This is a genomic window from Klebsiella sp. YJ, assembly GCF_002108615.1.
GTDB classification, from domain to species: domain Bacteria; phylum Pseudomonadota; class Gammaproteobacteria; order Enterobacterales; family Enterobacteriaceae; genus Klebsiella; species Klebsiella planticola.
The window spans coordinates 1-16,672 of record NZ_MTEG01000049.1; the positions used below are offsets into that span (position 1 = coordinate 1).

The window sequence follows — 16,672 nt, forward strand, 5'->3', positions numbered from 1 at the left end:
TCGCGGTATGCAACGCATGACTCGGGGACCTTGTGGATTGCTGGTCCTTCAATGGTCGGGGACTTTCACCCCTTGATCTCTACCGGTCACCCGGCGCACACTGTATAAATAAACAGTATATTACACAGGGGGCAATTATGCGCATCGAAGTGTCTATCGCCAAATCCACAGCCTTACCGAACGGCGCCTTAGAAGCGCTAAATAACGAACTCTCCCGACGCATTGAACAGCAGTTCCCGGCTTATCCAAGCCAGGTAACCGTACGCTTTGCCGCCAGTAACAATTTGTCCGTCATTGGCGGCCTGAAAGAAGATAAAGACCGGATAAGCGAAATCCTGCAAGAAACCTGGGAAAGCGCTGATGACTGGTTTGTCCATGACGTATCCTGACGCCTCTCTGGCGGCATACCGCAGCAGAGTGGCGCTGACTCTGAACAAACAGAACAGGCCAGTCTGAAGCAAAAGCCACCAGAACATCGCGTCGGGTACAGCAAATTTAATTTGCTCCCTCATTGTGCTTTTTTTTTGCCGGGTCGCCCCGGCTTTTTTATCCCCGTGTCAGTCTCAGACTTTTCTTCTTTCTCCTCATTATTTCCTTTAAAAATAACGATGCGCGGCACTAAGTTTGTGCAAAAAATCACCAAGCAGATGAAAGTTCGCCCTGTTTAATTTAATTTCTCGAGTTTATTCTTAACACCTGATATAATTAACTTGCTTCAAAAAATATGCATTAAACCTCGAGAATTGTTGTCTTTTAACATATGAATAAGGGGTTATGATGGAAAAGAATAATGAAGTCATCCAGACCCATCCCCTCGTCGGATGGGACATCAGCACCGTTGATAGCTACGATGCAATGATGTTGCGCCTGCACTACCAAAACCCCACTCAAGAAAGCAGTAACGAAGCTGAAATTGGCCAGACGCTATGGCTAACGACGGAAGTCGCACGTCAATTTATTTCTATCCTGGAAGCAGGTATTGCGAAGATAGAATCAGGTGAATACCAGGCAAACGAGTACCGCAGGCATTAATGATTATGCCGCGATCGATATATGCTAACTCAACAGGCACCTGCGGGTGCCTGCTTTATTTTCGGGCTTGTATATATGCAGGTTGTTAATTACCCTGCTAATAAAGCAAAAAACCGGAACAGACCATGCAATACGACCTCATCATTATCGGCAGCGGCTCCACTGGCGCCGCTGCCGGCTATTATGCCCGCCGGGCTGGACTCAACGTGCTGATGACCGACGCGCACACGCCTCCGCATCAGGAAGGCAGCCATCACGGCAATACGCGCCTTATCCGTCACGCCTACGGTGAAGGAGAGAGATATGTCCCGCTGGTGCTGCGTGCGCAGACGCTGTGGGATGAGCTTGCTACCCTCAGCGGCGAGGCCGTCTTCGAACGTACCGGGGTGATTAACCTCGGCCCGGCAAACTCGACGTTTCTCAGCAACGTTGCGCACAGCGCCCGACAGTTTCAGCTGGATGTTGAAGAGATGGATGCCCCAGCTATCATGGCCCGCTGGCCTGAGATTCGCGTACCGGAAGATTATCGTGGCCTATTCGAACCGGCATCAGGGGTTTTACGCAGCGAGCTGGCCATCGAAACCTGGATACGTCTCGCGCGCGAGGCGGGCTGCGCTCAGCTGTTTAATTGCCCGGTTACCGCCATACACCATCACCCGGATGGCGTGACAATCGACACCGCCGATGGCAGCTACAGCGGCAAGAAACTGCTGGTCAGCGCCGGTACGTGGGTAACGCGTCTGCTGCCCGACCTGCCAGTCCAGCCGGTGCGCAAAATCTTCGCCTGGTTCCAGGCTGATGGACGTTACAGCACTAAAAACCACTTCCCGGCATTTACCGGTGAGCTGCCGAACGGCGATCAGTTCTATGGTTTCCCGGCGGAAGACAATGAACTGAAGATCGGTAAGCACAACGGCGGGCAGCTGATCTCCGCGCCGGAAGAACGCACGCCGTTTGGCGCGGTGGCCACCGACGGCTCCGAGTCGTTCAGCTTCCTGCGTAACGTTCTGCCCGGTATCGGCGGCTGCCTGCATGGCGCCTCCTGTACCTACGATAATACGGCGGATGAAGACTTTATTATCGACACCCTTCCCGGGCATCCTGATACGTTGCTGATTAGCGGATTAAGCGGCCATGGTTTCAAATTCGCCCCGGTGCTGGGAGAAATTGCCATGCAGTTTGCCCTGGGCGAGACGCCAGCCTTCGACCTGACCCCGTTCTCGCTGGCACGCTTTCAGCGATAGTTGGCCGCTGCGCGCGGTCCTGATTTGCGCAATAAAAAACGGCCTCAGAGGAGGCCGTTCATCACAGAGAGAGTTTATGCGTCGCCTGTACGATTTACTGGTCAACAACGTCCGCGAGCACTTTATGATTTATCTCGCACTGTGGCTGCTGCTGGCGATCGTTGATCTTATCTGGTTATGGTTTTTCTGAGGTTTCAGGGTCCGGGATCCCCAGCTTCGTGTTCAGGCGGCCGCGAGATTTGTTGAAGATCTTATTGCCGTTTTCTCGTCCGGCGCGCAGCTGACGCTGCTCTTCTTCCGGCAGCTTATGCTCTTCCATGCACGCCTCGCTACAGCAGCCGGCAAACTTCTCGGCGCAGCTCGGGCACTGGATAAACAGCAGATGGCAGCCGTCATTCAGGCAGTTAGTATGGCTATCACACGGGGTGCCGCACTGATGGCAGTGGGCAATCACGTCATCGGAAATCCGCTCCCCCATCCGCTCGTCAAAGACAAAGTTCTTACCGATAAAGCGTACCGGCAGCCCCTGTTCACGCGCACGACGGGCATATTCAATAATCCCGCCCTCAATGTGCCAGACCTTACTAAAGCCGTTGTGCTTCATCCAGGCGCTGGCTTTTTCACAACGAATACCGCCGGTGCAGTACATAACGATTTTTTTATCTTTATGTTCCTGCATCATCTCGACCGCTTTCGGCAGCTGATCGCGGAACGTGTCCGCCGGGATTTCCAGCGCCTGCTCAAAATGCCCCACTTCATATTCGTAGTGGTTACGCATATCGATAAACACCGCATCGGGATCGTCCAGCATCGCATTCACTTCAGCCGCTTTCAGATAATCACCAACGTCTGAGGCATCAAACGTCGGATCATCGATCCCATCCGCTACGATACGATCGCGGACTTTCAGGCGTAGCACCCAGAAGGATTTTCCGTCGTCGTCCAGCGCAATGTTCATCCGCAGGCCATCCAGCGCCGGGTCGAAGGCGTAGAGAAACTCGCGTAGCGCGTCGACCTGACTTTCTGGCACGCTGATTTGTGCATTGATCCCTTCGTGGGCCAGATAGATACGACCAAACACGTTTAATTTGGTCAGGGCAATCCACAATGCATCGCGCGTGGCTTTTGGATCCACGATGGTGAAATATTTATAAAACGAGATCGTTGTACGCGGTTCGCTCTCAGCTAACATCTGCGCTTTTAACGTCTCATTTGAAATGCGGTTATGTAACACTGGCATGGTGTACCTGCTCGACATAGGAAATGAGGTAAATAAACGGCCGGCATCATATAGCAAACGACGTTAATTTACATCCCCACATTTTGCGCTACATTCATTTCACTCCCGTTGGTTCACGTTTAACAATAAATGCCAACTGGGACCGCCGTTTTGGCTGAAGCATGAAAAAATGCGATAATAGAATGAGTTGCTTATTTAAACAGGTATGAGATGACCCATTTACCTAAATTTTCCGCGGCGCTGCTGCATCCGCGTTACTGGCTGCTTTGGCTAGGTATTGGCCTGCTGTGGCTGGTTGTTCAGCTTCCCTATCCGCTGATTTACCGCCTTGGCAATGCGATTGGCCGCCTGGCAATGCGCTTTATGAAACGCCGCGCCAAAATCGCTTACCGTAACCTGGAACTTTGCTTCCCGGACAAAAGCGAAGATGAGCGCCATCAGATGGTGGTGCAAAACTTCGAATCGGTGGGAATGGGTTTAATGGAGACCGGGATGGCCTGGTTCTGGCCGACCCGGCGTATTGCGCGCTGGACCGACTCCATCGGCGTCGAGCATATCCGGGAAGTTCAGGCGCAACAGCGCGGCATTCTGCTGATCGGCATCCACTTCCTGACGCTGGAAATGGGGGCGCGGATGTTTGGCATCAACGAACCCGGCATCGGCGTCTACCGTCCGAATGACAACCCGGTCATTGACTGGCTGCAAACCTGGGGCCGGCTGCGTTCGAATAAAGATATGATCGACCGTAAAGATCTGAAAGGGATGATTCGCGCGCTGAAAAAAGGCGAAGTGATCTGGTATGCGCCGGACCACGACTACGGCCCGGCCGCCAGCGTATTCGTGCCGCTCTTTGCCGTCGACCAGGCGGCAACGACGTCGGGGACCTGGATGCTGGCAAAGATGTCGAAAGCCTGCATTGTTCCGTTCGTTCCGCGACGTAAACCCGACGGTAAAGGTTATGAGCTGATTATTCTGCCGCCGGAGTGCGATCCGCCGCTTGATGATGCGGAAACGACCGCTGCCTGGATGAACCGCATCGTCGAGAAATGCATCCTGATGGCGCCGGAGCAATATATGTGGCTGCACCGCCGCTTTAAGACCCGCCCGCCCGGCGTACCTTCGCGCTATTAAGTGTGCTTCCTCCGGCAGCCCGATACTGGCCGGAGGCACCTTTCCGCTTTAGCTTTAAGCGCTCTCCACCATTGCGATGATCGTTACTCAGGCGCATAATTAGCAGGCTCACCTTTTCTTTTTTTGTCCTGCATCGCAGGCCCATGGAAGCCTATGTCGTCTGCAGATAGTCCGATTAACTGGAAACGAAATCTCACCGTCACCTGGCTCGGCTGTTTTTTGACCGGCGCCGCCTTTAGCCTGGTCATGCCCTTTCTCCCGCTCTACGTCGAGCAGCTTGGCGTGACGGGCCACAGCGCCCTGAATATGTGGTCAGGACTGGTATTCAGCATTACCTTCTTGTTCTCCGCCGTTGCCTCTCCTTTCTGGGGCGGTCTGGCCGATCGCAAAGGGCGCAAAATTATGCTGCTGCGCTCCGCGCTGGGGATGGCTATCGTCATGATGTTGATGGGGCTGGCGCAAAACATCTGGCAGTTTCTGATACTACGGGCCTTGCTGGGGCTGTTGGGGGGGTTTATTCCCAATGCGAATGCCCTGATCGCCACCCAGATTCCTCGCCAGAAGAGCGGCTGGGCGCTGGGTACGCTCTCCACCGGAGCCGTGAGCGGCGCGCTCCTTGGCCCGCTGGCGGGCGGCTTTCTTGCCGACCACTGGGGACTGCGCACCGTCTTCTTTCTCACCGCCAGCGTCCTGCTCGTCTGTTTTATCCTGACGCTGTTTTTCATCCGCGAGCAGTTCGTCCCGGTCGCGAAGAAAGAGATGCTTAATGCCCGGAATGTCTTTTCGTCCCTGAAAAGCCCAAAGCTGGTCTTGAGTCTGTTTGTCACCACGATGATTATTCAGGTCGCCACCGGCTCAATCGCCCCGATTCTGACCCTCTACGTACGAGACCTGGCCGGAGACGTCGGGAATATCGCCTTTATCAGCGGAATGATTGCTTCAGTCCCGGGCGTGGCGGCGCTGATCAGCGCCCCGCGCCTCGGTAAGCTCGGGGATCGTATCGGGCCGGAAAAAATCCTTATCGTCGCGCTGATGGTCTCCGTTCTGCTGCTGATTCCGATGTCGTTCGTCCAGACCCCGCTGCAGCTAGCTATTTTACGTTTTCTGCTGGGTGCCGCCGACGGCGCGCTGCTGCCGGCCGTCCAGACGCTGCTGGTGTACAACTCAACCAGCCAGGTGGCCGGGCGCATTTTTAGCTATAACCAGTCATTTCGCGATATCGGCAACGTCACCGGCCCATTGATCGGCGCATCGGTGTCTGCCAGCTATGGTTTCCGGGCGGTCTTTTTTGTCACCGCGGCGGTCGTTCTGTTCAACGTTATCTATTCCACCCTTAGCTTGCGACGCCCTTCCGCTGATGAACGCGCGCAGAACGCGGACTCGGGCGGCCGTTCGGTAAATTAAGTTCAACAGCGTCGCCTTCTCCTTGACGCAACGCTCACCGCCTTCTATAGATTGAATCGTGTCCATTTTTCATTCTTCTTAGGGGGTTATCTATGCCAAAGGATTCGATTTTCTATGCCACGCTCGAAGAAGCTATCGATGCGGCCCGCGAAGAGTTCCTGGTCAATAATCCGGATAGCGACGAGGAGAGTGCCAACGTTGAGCAGTTGAATATCCAAAAGTACGTTCTGCAGGATGGCGATATCGCCTGGCAGGCCGAATTTTTTGCCGACGAAGATGAAGAAGGCGAATGCCTGCCGATGTTAAGCGGCGAAGCGGCACAAAGCGTTTTTGACGGGGATTATGACGAGATAGAGCTGCGTCAGGAGTGGCTGGAAGAGAATACGCTGCATGAGTGGGACGAAGGAGAATTTCAGCTGGAACCCTCTCTGGATACCGAAGAGGGTCAGACTGCCGCCGATGAGTGGGATGAACGCTGATTAGTTATACGGACCGTGGCTGGCATCAAGCGGCAACAGCAACGTATCGAACACCAGCGAAAAAGGCAGATCGAGAATGGTGATGTATCGCCATGACGAATCGCGCACATCCCACTGCACGCCGGGGTAATACTGATTCCCATGCCCCTGCCCCGGCACCGTGCGGCTAATAATACTGCCGCAGCCGCTGAGCAGCAGCGCCATGGCGATAACCAGTAAAATTCTCATCTGCTACCTCAATTCTCAGATAAAAAAATACCGGCAATATTGCCGGTATTTTCCTTCACATACCGCTTATTTCGTTTTCAACGCCAGCGGGTTGAGCGTCACCTGCTGATAGGCGCTCACCCACGAAGAGTATTTCTCCGGCGCGGCCCACACGCGATAGTGCAAACGTGACAGGGTGACCGGGTCGCTCAACAGCACCAGACGACGGTCGCGATTGAGTTTGTCGGGCGTCTCGTTCAGCGCCTGTTCAACGTGACGTTCGCGGGCGATATCCAGAATTTGACCGTGGCGGTGACGTGCCGTCGCCATTGCCGTCGCCAGCGCGTTGAAGGACGGGTTAAACACGGCGTGCATAAACCCATCGTCAAGGGAACGCTGACGGTTCAGGGTCAGATACGCATCGGTATCCTTCAACACCTGCGGCGGGGAATACTCTTCCGGGATCAGGAACAGCTTCCAGCGTTTGGTACGCAGGCCCACGGTAGCCCGACTGGAAATCACCGACACGAACGGCGACAGGATCAGCGAGAAGACAATCGGCGCCAGCCAGAACAGGAAACGCAGATCCAGCCACGCCATCCCGACCGCCCACACCAGCCCCAGTAGCAGCTGCGAACCATGGCGCATAAAGGCTTCACCCCATGGGGTGGAGTCATCATCACGCTGCGGAGAGTTCCACACCACTTCCCAACCGAGGAACGCGCTGACCACAAACACGGTGTGGAACAGCATGCGCACCGGCGCCAGCAGTACCGAGAAGAGGACTTCCAGCAGCAAAGAGAGCGTGACGCGAATAAAGCCGCCGTACTCTTTTGAACCTTTGCACCACACCAGAATAATACTCAGCAATTTCGGCAGGAACAGCAGCACCATTGTCGAGGCGAACAGCGCAATCGCCAGCTCCGGACGCCACTGCGGCCATACCGGGAACAGCTGCCGCGGCTGCAGGAAATACTGTGGCTCAGTCAGCGCATGTACAACCTGTAGCGCGGTCGACAGGGCGAGGAACATGAACCACAGCGGCGCCGACAGGTAGGACATGACGCCGGTCAGGAACACCGCACGGTGCACCGGGTGCATGCCTTTGACCAGGAACAGACGGAAGTTCATCAGGTTACCGTGGCACCAGCGGCGGTCACGCTTCAGTTCGTCCAGCAGGTTCGGCGGCAGTTCTTCATAAGAGCCCGGCAGATCGTAGGCTATCCACACCCCCCAGCCGGCACGACGCATCAGCGCCGCTTCCACGAAGTCGTGCGACAGAATCGACCCGGCAAATGAACCTTCTCCCGGCAGCGGCGCCAGCGCGCAGTGCTCGATAAACGGCTTCACGCGAATAATGGCGTTGTGGCCCCAGTAGTGGGATTCGCCAAGCTGCCAGAAGTGCAGGCCGGCGGTGAACAGCGGACCGTAAACGCGGGTCGCAAACTGCTGGCAACGGGCATACAGGGTGTCCATACCAGAGGCGCGCGGCGAGGACTGGATGATCCCGGCATTCGGGTTCGCTTCCATCAGACGCACCAGCCCGGTCAGACATTCACCGGTCATCACCGAGTCAGCATCCAGCACCACCATATAGCTATACTGGCTGCCCCAGCGACGGCAGAAGTCATCGATGTTACCACTCTTACGCTTCACGCGACGACGACGACGGCGATAGAAAATCTGCCCCTCGCCCTGCACTTCCGCAATCAGCTCCATCCACGCTTTCTGCTCGGCAACGCAGATATCCGGGTTGTAGCTGTCACTCAGGATATACACGTCGAAGTGCTGCTGTTGCCCTGTCGCCTTCACCGACTCCCAGGTGGCACGCAGGCCAGCGAATACGCGATCGACGTCTTCGTTGCAGATCGGCATGATCAGCGCCGTACGGTGTTGCGGGTTAAGCGGTTCATCGCCGACGGTTGAGGCGGAAATACTGTATTTATCGCGCCCCATCAGCAGCTGCAGGAAGCCCATCAGCGCGGTCCAGAAACCGGCCGAAACCCAACAGAAAAGGACCGCGAAAAGGATCAGGATCCCGGTTTGCAGCATATACGGCAGCAGCTGCATGAAGGAAATCCACAGATTCTGCCCGACCATGTCAGCCGGGTTGATGAGCGCCCATCCCTGATACGGCAGGATGGTTTTCATGTACCAGGTTGCGACAACGGTCTGCGCCAGCGTCAGCAGCAGCAGGATGTAGCGACGGATGGTCCCGACGGTACGCCACTTCTGCTCGCTCTCCTGCTCTTCTTTGGTCAGGCGAGAAAGATAGCGCGGGGTGACATCACGTCCGCGTAACCGATCCCAGAAACGCCCAACCGGGTTGGTGCGCCACGGGTCCGGGAACATTGAGGAGCGTTTTGCTTTCGGCATTGCGTTGAGCTGAGTACGCCCTTCATCATCTTTTATCAGCTGGTTACCGGCCAGGGAGTCTGGCCAGCTATGTTCCAGTCGGGATTTCACGGAACCCAGTGGGGAATCGTCTTCACGAACAAAAGCATGATGATCGGCGTCCAGCGCTTCATGTACCGCCTGCAGGCTGGTATCAGGCAGCGCGGCTTTTTCAGCCTCAGACAGCGGCAACGCGTCAATGTACTTGGTTATCTTATTCATTGGCAGGCAGCTGATAGCTCCAGGTTTCACTCAGCGTCTGGTCAGCATTGACCAGCGCAGCGCGCATTTCCGTGGTTTTCTTCGGATCTTTCACCTTCACACGCAGAACCATACGCCAGCCCTTAGTGACCGGGTTATAACGCACGGTATTCTCGACAATTTCCGCGTTATCACCGATGCTCGCCTGCGCCGTTACCGGCGTATCTGACGGCATTTTTTTCATTTCAGCGCCGGTGAAGTCAACGATAAAGGCAATGGTGCCATCCGGCTGACGAATCAGGTTCGACTGCTTCACATCACCGGTAGAACGGCGGGTCTGCATCACATAGGCGTTATCCGGCGCGTGCAGTTTGTCTTCATCGCGGCTGAAGGTAATCGAGTATTTGAAGTTCATCTCCTTACCCGGTTCCGGCAGCTGATCCGGCGTCCAGTAAGTCACGATGTTGTCGTTGGTTTCGTCATTGGTCGGGATTTCAACCAGTTCGATTTTCCCTTTACCCCAGTCGCCTTTCGGAGTGATCCAGGCGCTCGGGCGCAGATCGTAACGGTCGTCGAGGTCCTCAAAGCGCGAGAACTGACGGCCGCGCTGCAGCAGGCCAAAGCCCTGCGGATTTTCCATCGCATAGCTGCTGACGGCCAGATGCTTCGGATTGTTCAGCGGACGCCAGATCCACTCGCCGTTACCGGCAAGAATCGACAGGCCGTTAGAATCATGCAGCGCCGGACGATAGTTGGTCGCCGGAGAGGGTTGATTCGGCCCGAACAGGAACATGCTGGTCAGCGGCGCAACGCCTAGCTTGCCGACTTTGTCACGCAGGTACACTTTAGACTGCACATCAACGACGGTATCGCGGCCCGGCATAATCACAAAACGATAGGCGCCGGTCGCACGTGGGGAGTCAAGCAGTGCATAAATAGTCAAACGCTTGTCCGTGGCTTTTGGATGCTCAATCCAGAACTCACGAAAACGAGGGAATTCTTCGCCGGAAGGCAGCGCGGTATCGATAGCCAGGCCGCGCGCGGAAAGCCCGTACACCTGGCCCTGGCCCAGAACACGGAAGTAGCTGGCGCCGAGCATGCTGACGATTTCGTCGTTCTTATCTTTGCTGTTGATCGGGTACAGTACTTTGAAACCGGCGAAGCCCAGGTCTTTCACCGTATCTTTATCATGCTGGACGCTGCCAAAATTAAAGTAATCCGGATTATATTTAATCTTACGCACGCTGCTTGCCGTCACTTCGTTAATGGTGACCGGCGTGTCGAAGTACATGCCCTGATGATAAAACTCTAGTTTGAATGGGGTTTTCTGATTGTTCCAGTAAGCCTTATCGTGATTAAACTGGATTTGCTGGTAGTCCGCGTATTTCATGTCGCGGAAAGCGGAGGGCAGGTTGCTCTTCGGCGCTTCATAGCCTTTCCCGGCTAACGCTTTGGCCTGTTTTGCAACGTCATCAATGCTAAACGCCCATGCAGATGAAGTACACAGGGACAACATTACGGCTGCGCTTAACCAGCGCATTTTCATCATCTGTGGTTTAAGTTTCATATAAGTAAGCACTTCCCCCTTTGTGTGCTTAAATCGATCCGATCTATTTTAATGGTAATTCAGGCAATCCGACAACATAATCCCTGCTTTGTTCACCTTAGCGGCGCAGGTAATAGGCAGTTAACTGTCACATTGGTACTTTACGTACTTATCCTGGAGACAGGTATCCAGAGTTGATGTAGGGTTGTTGAGAATTTAAACGTTATCACGTTGAGTGATAAGACGAATTGTCCGAGAATGTAGTGATATTGTATGAATAATACGCCAGTACAACGTGAATATTTCTTCGATAGCATCCGCGCCTGGCTGATGCTACTGGGGATCCCTTTTCATATATCACTGATCTATTCCAGCCACAGCTGGCATGTGAATAGCCTCGAGCCCTCCTGGTGGCTGACGCTGTTTAACGATTTTATCCATGCTTTTCGCATGCAGGTCTTCTTTGTCATTTCTGGCTACTTTTCCTACATGCTTTTTTTACGTTATCCGCTGAAGAAGTGGTGGAAAGTGCGCGTTGAGCGTGTCGGCATTCCTATGTTGACCGCCATCCCTCTGCTGACGCTGCCGCAGTTCATCATGCTGCAGTACGTTAACGGCAAGGCCGAAAACTGGCACACCCTCTCGGGTTACGACAAATTCAATACTCTGGCGTGGGAACTGGTTTCTCACCTGTGGTTTTTACTGGTGCTGGTGGTGCTGACGTCTCTGGGCGTCGTGCTGTTTCGGTGGCTGACCGGCCGCCGCTCAGGCAAGGCGTCAACCTTTGGTGACACCGTCACATTAGGTCAGCTATCGATGATTTTTCTGGCGCTCGGCGTGCTTTACGCGGTGATCCGCCGCTCGCTGTTTGTCCTTTATGCCCCCTTGCTCAGCAACGGCCTGTTTAATTTCATCGTAATGCAGACTCTGTTTTACCTGCCCTTCTTCATTCTTGGCGCCCAGGTATTTATCAATCCGCGCTTAAAAACGATGTTTACCACCCCGTCGCCATGGTGCTTCGTCGGTGCGCTGCTAGGCTTTATCGCCTATCGCCTGAATCAGCAATATGGTTCTGGTGATGGCTGGATGTATGAAACCGAGTCGGTCATTACCATGGTACTGGGTCTGTGGATGGTGAACGTGGTCTTTTCTCTCGGCCACCGTCTGCTGAACTTTCAGTCGGCGCGGGTGACCTATTTTGTTAATGCTTCACTGTTCATTTATCTGGTGCACCACCCGCTTACCCTGCTTTATGGCGCATGGCTGGCGCCAGCGATCAAATCCAATGCGCTGGGGTTTATTGCTGGCTTAGTCTTCGTGGTCGGTATTGCGCTGGTGCTGTATGAAATCCATCTGCGCATCCCCCTGTTACGCTTTCTCTTTTCGGGGAAATTCCAGCCGAAAGCGGCTAAGACTCAAGTGTCCGCAGGCTGATCGCCCGCCCGCTCGCCTGCTGATGTCAGGCGGCGGGTGGTCGGGGTGCCCCCACTTTCACGCACCGCGGCGGGGCTCAAGCAAGCGCCGATAAATATCCGCGGTCTCCTCATCGAAACAGACAAAGCAGACGCGCTCCAGAGGGTTGTAACGCGTCAGAAAGGCGCTGACCGTCTGCACGGCGATTTCCGCCGCCGCCTGCTTAGGATATCCATATACCCCGGTACTGATGGCCGGGAAGGCAATCGAGCGGTAGCTGTTCGCCGACGCCAACTGCAGGCTGTTTCGATACGCATCAGCAAGCAGTTCAGCCTCCTGATGACCGCCGCCCTGCCAGACGGGCCCGACGGCATGGATCACCGCGCTAGCCGGCAGCTGACCCGCGGTAGTAATCACCGCATGACCAGGAGGGCACTCGCCTTGTTGTTGCCGGACGACCTGACAAGCGGCAAGGAGCTCCGGCCCGGCTGCACGATGGATTGCGCCGTCCACGCCCCCGCCGCCAAGCAGCGAGGGATTGGCGGCATTGACGATAACATCGACGTCAAGCGTAGTGATGTCGCCGAGAATAACCTCAGGTTTAACAGTCATTTCGCCTCCTGTCGGCAAACGTCTTTACATAAAGCATAGTGGGTAATATGGCACGATAGCCCGCCCGACGAAAGTCCGGGAAGCTGCGGCTGGTTATAACCTGTCCGGAGGATAGCAAGGCTATGTTGCGGGTTAATATCTCTTGACGTTGCGGTTTCGTCGCGGGGCTCCCCCATGAGTCGGGCCGACGGGCCACCGGTCTGAACAGCCAGAACAGTACAGGCAGAACAGTACAGGCAGAAAGAAAAACAGGACCTGAGGTCCTGTTTATTATGCGGGCGAAATCAGCTTATGCCTGGTCGGGCGTTTCGTTCACTAATGGGGATTTGTTTTTCCGCGCACGCGCGGCCAGCCATAGCCCGCAATTTTTCATCGCGTAACCAAACACCAGCCCTAGTGCCAGCGAAGGTACGACCAGCCGCCAGTTACCGTCGCCGGCAAACGTGGCGCAGGCGCCAATAAAAGTGCCTGGGACAAAGGAGAGCAGCAGCTGACGAGCCTGAATACACATCAGGAACGCCACGCCCCCGGTCATCATATAGCCGAGGATTTCAAGATGCGGCGCCAGCGCGCTGCCGTAAATAATAACCAGCGCCCACACCACACCGCTCATTACCGTACAAGTTGAGATCAGCAACCCTTTTAGCCCGCCCTGCGGGCAAGCGAAATAGGCCGTGCAGCCCAGAAAGCCCGCCCAGCTCAACAGGCCAAGCGCGACCGCCACCCATCCCCAGATTCCGGAGAGAATGCCTGTCGTTATTGCGATTGCGAGGAGTATGTTCATGGCGCGTATCATAGCAGATACGCGCCCGCCAAATGAGATCTGAAGCACGTTATATGCAAGATAATACTTTTCATTGCAACAAAAACGTGACAAAAATCACATTTATTCTTCCGCTTCTTCCTGCAGTTCATCCCACATGGCGGAGAGCGCTTCCCGCGTCAGAGGTGCCATCGTCCGCCAGAAAGGGGTACCGGCATGCGCCTCGACTTTGCCGAGGAAAACCCCGCACCACGGCAGAATGTAGTCAGCAAACAGCGTTTCCAGCGTTTCGCTTTCCTCTTCCGTAGGATGATCTTCAAGCCAGGAGGCGGCCAGCAGCAGTGACCCAATGTGGTCGGCCTGACCTTCTCCGCTCGGGATCCCGTGCTCGCTGAAGAAACCGCGAACTTCAGCTTCGCTTGCCCCGTCAACCCACGCGCTACGATAAGGAGGAACGCTGCACTCTTCACCGACAAACAGCGCATTGTAATCGGCGGCCAGCGGTTGCACGTCGCAGCTTTTTTGCAGACGTTCCAGCAGCTCATCCTGCTCCAGCGGCCAGCTCGCCGCCAACTTCCCTTCACGGATCAGGGTAAACAGCGGGACCAGCAGCGGATCCTGCGGCTGACGGTAGTACAAAGAGCCCAGCACGCGGCAGAGGATTGAAAACTCGTTCATTCAATTTTTCCAGTTATTCATATTAAAGATCGGCAAATTCAGGGATCGCCGGCATCCCGCGAGACTCAAGGAAATTCAACAGCCGACGCGGGGACACGTTAAGGATCCGCTCTTCGGGGAAGTGCACATCATCGAGGATCTTACGACACTCTTTGAACTCGCCGAGCGTAAATGCGGTATGCGAATCCGATCCCAGCGCGACCCAACCTCCGGCATCGCGTACGGCGGCGGCAATCGCCCGGCAGTTATCTTCGCTGCCCACACGTGACGAGACGAAGGATGAGTTGTTGATTTCCAGCGCCACCTGGTATTTTGCCGCTGCGGCGGCTATCGCCGGAATATCGACGGGGTATTTCGGATTACCCGGATGGCTAATAATATGTACCGCGCCGCTCGCCATCGTGGCGATCATCGCTTCAGTATGGGTGGCTTTATCCTGCGGCGGGAAAACCGGCTCATGGAAGCCCGCAATAAACAGGTCCAGTGAGGTCAGCATCGGCCCGGTGCAGTCAATTTCGCCCTGGGTATTTTTTATGTTGGCTTCAATACCGCGTAAAATACCAACGCCGTCGACCATCCGCGGCCAGATGCGCATATTGACGAAATGCCAGTAGTGCGGAGCATCGGCCATATCCGGACCATGGTCGGTAATGGCGAAAAGTTTGATCCCCTTACGCTTTGCTTCAGCAATATAATCGTGCAGGGTACTGTAGGCGTGGGTACTGGCGACGGTATGCATATGCAGGTCAACAGGATACATCACAATCTCCTTCTCTGTTTGTGGCAAGAATAGCAGGAATCAGGACGCATGATTAGCAAAACCCCGCCACAGCGGGGTTTTCTCTTAGTAGCCGCGCTGACGGTCGACCTGCCCGTTCACCGCTTCCCCGCGCTCCAGCCGACCAATGGTGCCGGCAATATAGGCGATCGCTTCCTGCGGACGCGTGACTGCAGCGACATGTGGCGTCATCGCCACCCGAGGATGCGCCCACAGCGGGCTTTCCGCCGGTAATGGCTCGCGGCTGAAGACATCCAGCATCGCGCCTTTAAGCTTACCGCTATTCAGTGCCGCCAGCAGATCCGCTTCGACCACATGAACGCCGCGTGCCAGATTGAGAACATAGCTGTTATCCGGAAGCTGCGCCAACAGTCTCTGGTTAATAATGCCGACGGTTTCCGCCGTGTTCGGCAGCAGGTTGATCAGCACCCGCGTAGCGCCGAGGAAGTCGCCCAGCTCCTCCTGACCGGCAAAGCTTTGCACCTGAGGCCAGGATTTACGACTACGGCTCCAGCTCCGCAGTGGAAACCCCCATACCTGCAGCGCTTCCGCCACTTTCGAACCGAGCACGCCCGCGCCCATTATCCCGATGGTAAACTCTTCGCGACGATAGTCCTCCAGCGGCTGCCAGCGGGCCTGCTGTTTTAATGCCTGGTAATCGTCGAAGCGACGGAACCAGTGCAGCACCTGACTCACCGCATACTCTTGCATCTGCTGACCCATTCCGGTGTCTTCGAGGCGAAAGAGTGGAATCGACATCGGCAGCATTTCCGGGTGCTCACGGAGTTTACTCAGAATAGAATCGACGCCAGCGCCGAGAGCAAAAACGGCTTTTAAGTCCCGCCCCTGCAGCATTTCCACCGGCGGATGCCAGACCAGCGCATAGTCCGCATGCTGAGTATCGCCGGACTTCCATTCACGTACGCGCGCCCCCGGCAGCTGCTTTTCCAGCTCGGCAATCCAGTAAGCGGTATCAAATGTCGGGTGATAAAAGATTATGTCCATCATGGCTCCTGATCGCGGGCGCGGGTTGCAGGTTGACCCTGGCGCCGTATTTTACTTATTGTTTTCTATTGGATTGCCAGCATAGCAAATTTCATTTTTCTATCGAATAAAAAGCGGGTGGCGACAAAAAAAACGATTGTCGCGCATTAAAAAAGCAAGTTGCGCGAAGTTTGTCTAAATACGCTGTTTTTTGAAAAAGTTGATTGACGAGAGATACGTATTTCCCTAAATTAGCGCCCGTTCCCGGCAACAACGGGAGCGACAATATGGTGAGGTGTCCGAGTGGCTGAAGGAGCACGCCTGGAAAGTGTGTATACGGCAACGTATCGGGGGTTCGAATCCCCCCCTCACCGCCATATTTTAAGAAGAGCTCGCATGAAAATGCGGGCTTTTTTTTTGCATGTTGCACGCCTGCGGGGGATGAGAATCCCCGACCGGGGGTCGACAACTGGCGACAGCCAGTTGGACAGACTGAGAGCGTAGCGAACAGACTGCCCGCAGGGCGAGCAAAGCGAGTCAATCCCCCCCTCACCGCCATATTTAAA

Annotated in this window: 17 protein-coding genes and 1 tRNA gene; 9 read left to right on the top strand and 9 right to left on the bottom strand. The window is 55.2% G+C overall.

The genetic code is table 11. The features are described from left to right. The first annotated feature begins 137 nt into the window (after window positions 1-137). From dinI to BV390_RS28580, 4 genes are all read left to right on the top strand, one after another. The gene (gene dinI / locus BV390_RS28565) at window positions 138-389 is read left to right on the top strand and encodes a DNA damage-inducible protein I (RefSeq protein WP_064385099.1); all 252 of its coding nucleotides are present in this window, start codon (window positions 138-140) and stop codon (window positions 387-389) included. Between the two features lie 388 nt (window positions 390-777). Then, window positions 778-1,032 carry a biofilm formation regulator BssS gene (bssS, locus tag BV390_RS28570; RefSeq protein WP_004860493.1) on the top strand — a complete coding sequence of 85 codons (255 nt, stop codon included), beginning with the start codon at window positions 778-780 and terminating at the stop codon, window positions 1,030-1,032. A 125-nt stretch (window positions 1,033-1,157) separates the two neighbouring features. Then, a complete protein-coding gene (solA, locus tag BV390_RS28575; RefSeq protein ID WP_085397587.1) occupies window positions 1,158-2,276 on the top strand; it encodes an N-methyl-L-tryptophan oxidase in 1,119 nt (372 codons plus the stop codon). 76 nt (window positions 2,277-2,352) lie between these two features. Beyond that, on the top strand, window positions 2,353-2,466 hold the full coding sequence (locus BV390_RS28580) for a YceO family protein (protein WP_004860490.1): 114 nt from the start codon (window positions 2,353-2,355) through the stop codon (window positions 2,464-2,466). On the opposite strand, the gene trhO is transcribed toward BV390_RS28580, so the two are convergent. Next, window positions 2,452-3,516: an oxygen-dependent tRNA uridine(34) hydroxylase TrhO gene (gene trhO / locus BV390_RS28585; RefSeq protein WP_004860488.1), complete on the bottom strand. Its 1,065-nt coding sequence runs from the start codon at window positions 3,514-3,516 to the stop codon at window positions 2,452-2,454. The genes BV390_RS28580 and trhO overlap by 15 nt on opposite strands. Window positions 3,517-3,726: 210 nt before the next feature. Here trhO and BV390_RS28590 point away from each other — a divergent pair, with 210 nt between their 5' ends. From BV390_RS28590 to BV390_RS28605, 3 genes are all read left to right on the top strand, one after another. Further along, window positions 3,727-4,647: a Kdo(2)-lipid IV(A) acyltransferase gene (locus BV390_RS28590; RefSeq protein ID WP_032688382.1), complete on the top strand. Its 921-nt coding sequence runs from the start codon at window positions 3,727-3,729 to the stop codon at window positions 4,645-4,647. Window positions 4,648-4,800: 153 nt separating this feature from the next. Beyond that, on the top strand, window positions 4,801-6,051 hold the full coding sequence (gene mdtG, locus BV390_RS28600) for a multidrug efflux MFS transporter MdtG (RefSeq protein WP_085397588.1): 1,251 nt from the start codon (window positions 4,801-4,803) through the stop codon (window positions 6,049-6,051). 92 nt (window positions 6,052-6,143) lie between these two features. Next, on the top strand, window positions 6,144-6,530 hold the full coding sequence (locus tag BV390_RS28605; RefSeq protein WP_004860482.1) for a MysB family protein: 387 nt from the start codon (window positions 6,144-6,146) through the stop codon (window positions 6,528-6,530). Here BV390_RS28605 and BV390_RS28610 read toward each other — a convergent pair whose 3' ends face one another. From BV390_RS28610 to mdoG, 3 genes are all read right to left on the bottom strand, one after another. After that, window positions 6,531-6,758: a YceK/YidQ family lipoprotein gene (locus BV390_RS28610; RefSeq protein WP_004860481.1), complete on the bottom strand. Its 228-nt coding sequence runs from the start codon at window positions 6,756-6,758 to the stop codon at window positions 6,531-6,533. Between the two features lie 66 nt (window positions 6,759-6,824). Further along, a complete protein-coding gene (gene mdoH / locus BV390_RS28615) occupies window positions 6,825-9,353 on the bottom strand; it encodes a glucans biosynthesis glucosyltransferase MdoH (RefSeq protein ID WP_032695729.1) in 2,529 nt (842 codons plus the stop codon). After that, entirely contained in the window at window positions 9,346-10,899 is a 1,554-nt protein-coding gene (gene mdoG, locus BV390_RS28620; RefSeq protein ID WP_004860475.1) for a glucans biosynthesis protein MdoG, read from the bottom strand. Before mdoG ends, mdoH begins: the two co-directional genes overlap by 8 nt. A gap of 252 nt (window positions 10,900-11,151) precedes the next feature. Here mdoG and mdoC point away from each other — a divergent pair, with 252 nt between their 5' ends. Next, window positions 11,152-12,312 (top strand): glucans biosynthesis protein MdoC, encoded by a 1,161-nt coding sequence (mdoC, locus tag BV390_RS28625; protein WP_032688385.1) that lies wholly within the window; start codon window positions 11,152-11,154, stop codon window positions 12,310-12,312. A 57-nt stretch (window positions 12,313-12,369) separates the two neighbouring features. Here the strand turns inward: mdoC and ymdB are convergent, their stop codons facing one another. The 5 genes from ymdB to ghrA all read right to left on the bottom strand — a co-directional run bounded on the left by ymdB (window position 12,370) and on the right by ghrA (window position 16,127). Continuing rightward, entirely contained in the window at window positions 12,370-12,903 is a 534-nt protein-coding gene (gene ymdB, locus BV390_RS28630; protein ID WP_032695728.1) for an O-acetyl-ADP-ribose deacetylase, read from the bottom strand. A gap of 289 nt (window positions 12,904-13,192) precedes the next feature. After that, a complete protein-coding gene (locus tag BV390_RS28635; RefSeq protein WP_094898267.1) occupies window positions 13,193-13,687 on the bottom strand; it encodes a DUF1097 domain-containing protein in 495 nt (164 codons plus the stop codon). Between the two features lie 102 nt (window positions 13,688-13,789). After that, window positions 13,790-14,344: a TorD/DmsD family molecular chaperone gene (locus tag BV390_RS28640; RefSeq protein ID WP_032695726.1), complete on the bottom strand. Its 555-nt coding sequence runs from the start codon at window positions 14,342-14,344 to the stop codon at window positions 13,790-13,792. A gap of 22 nt (window positions 14,345-14,366) precedes the next feature. Beyond that, entirely contained in the window at window positions 14,367-15,104 is a 738-nt protein-coding gene (locus BV390_RS28645) for a phosphatase (protein ID WP_032688389.1), read from the bottom strand. An 84-nt stretch (window positions 15,105-15,188) separates the two neighbouring features. Next, window positions 15,189-16,127 (bottom strand): glyoxylate/hydroxypyruvate reductase GhrA, encoded by a 939-nt coding sequence (ghrA, locus tag BV390_RS28650; protein ID WP_032700315.1) that lies wholly within the window; start codon window positions 16,125-16,127, stop codon window positions 15,189-15,191. 268 nt (window positions 16,128-16,395) lie between these two features. Here ghrA and BV390_RS28655 point away from each other — a divergent pair. After that, a tRNA-Ser gene (locus tag BV390_RS28655) sits at window positions 16,396-16,483 on the top strand. Window positions 16,484-16,672: the final 189 nt, after the last annotated feature.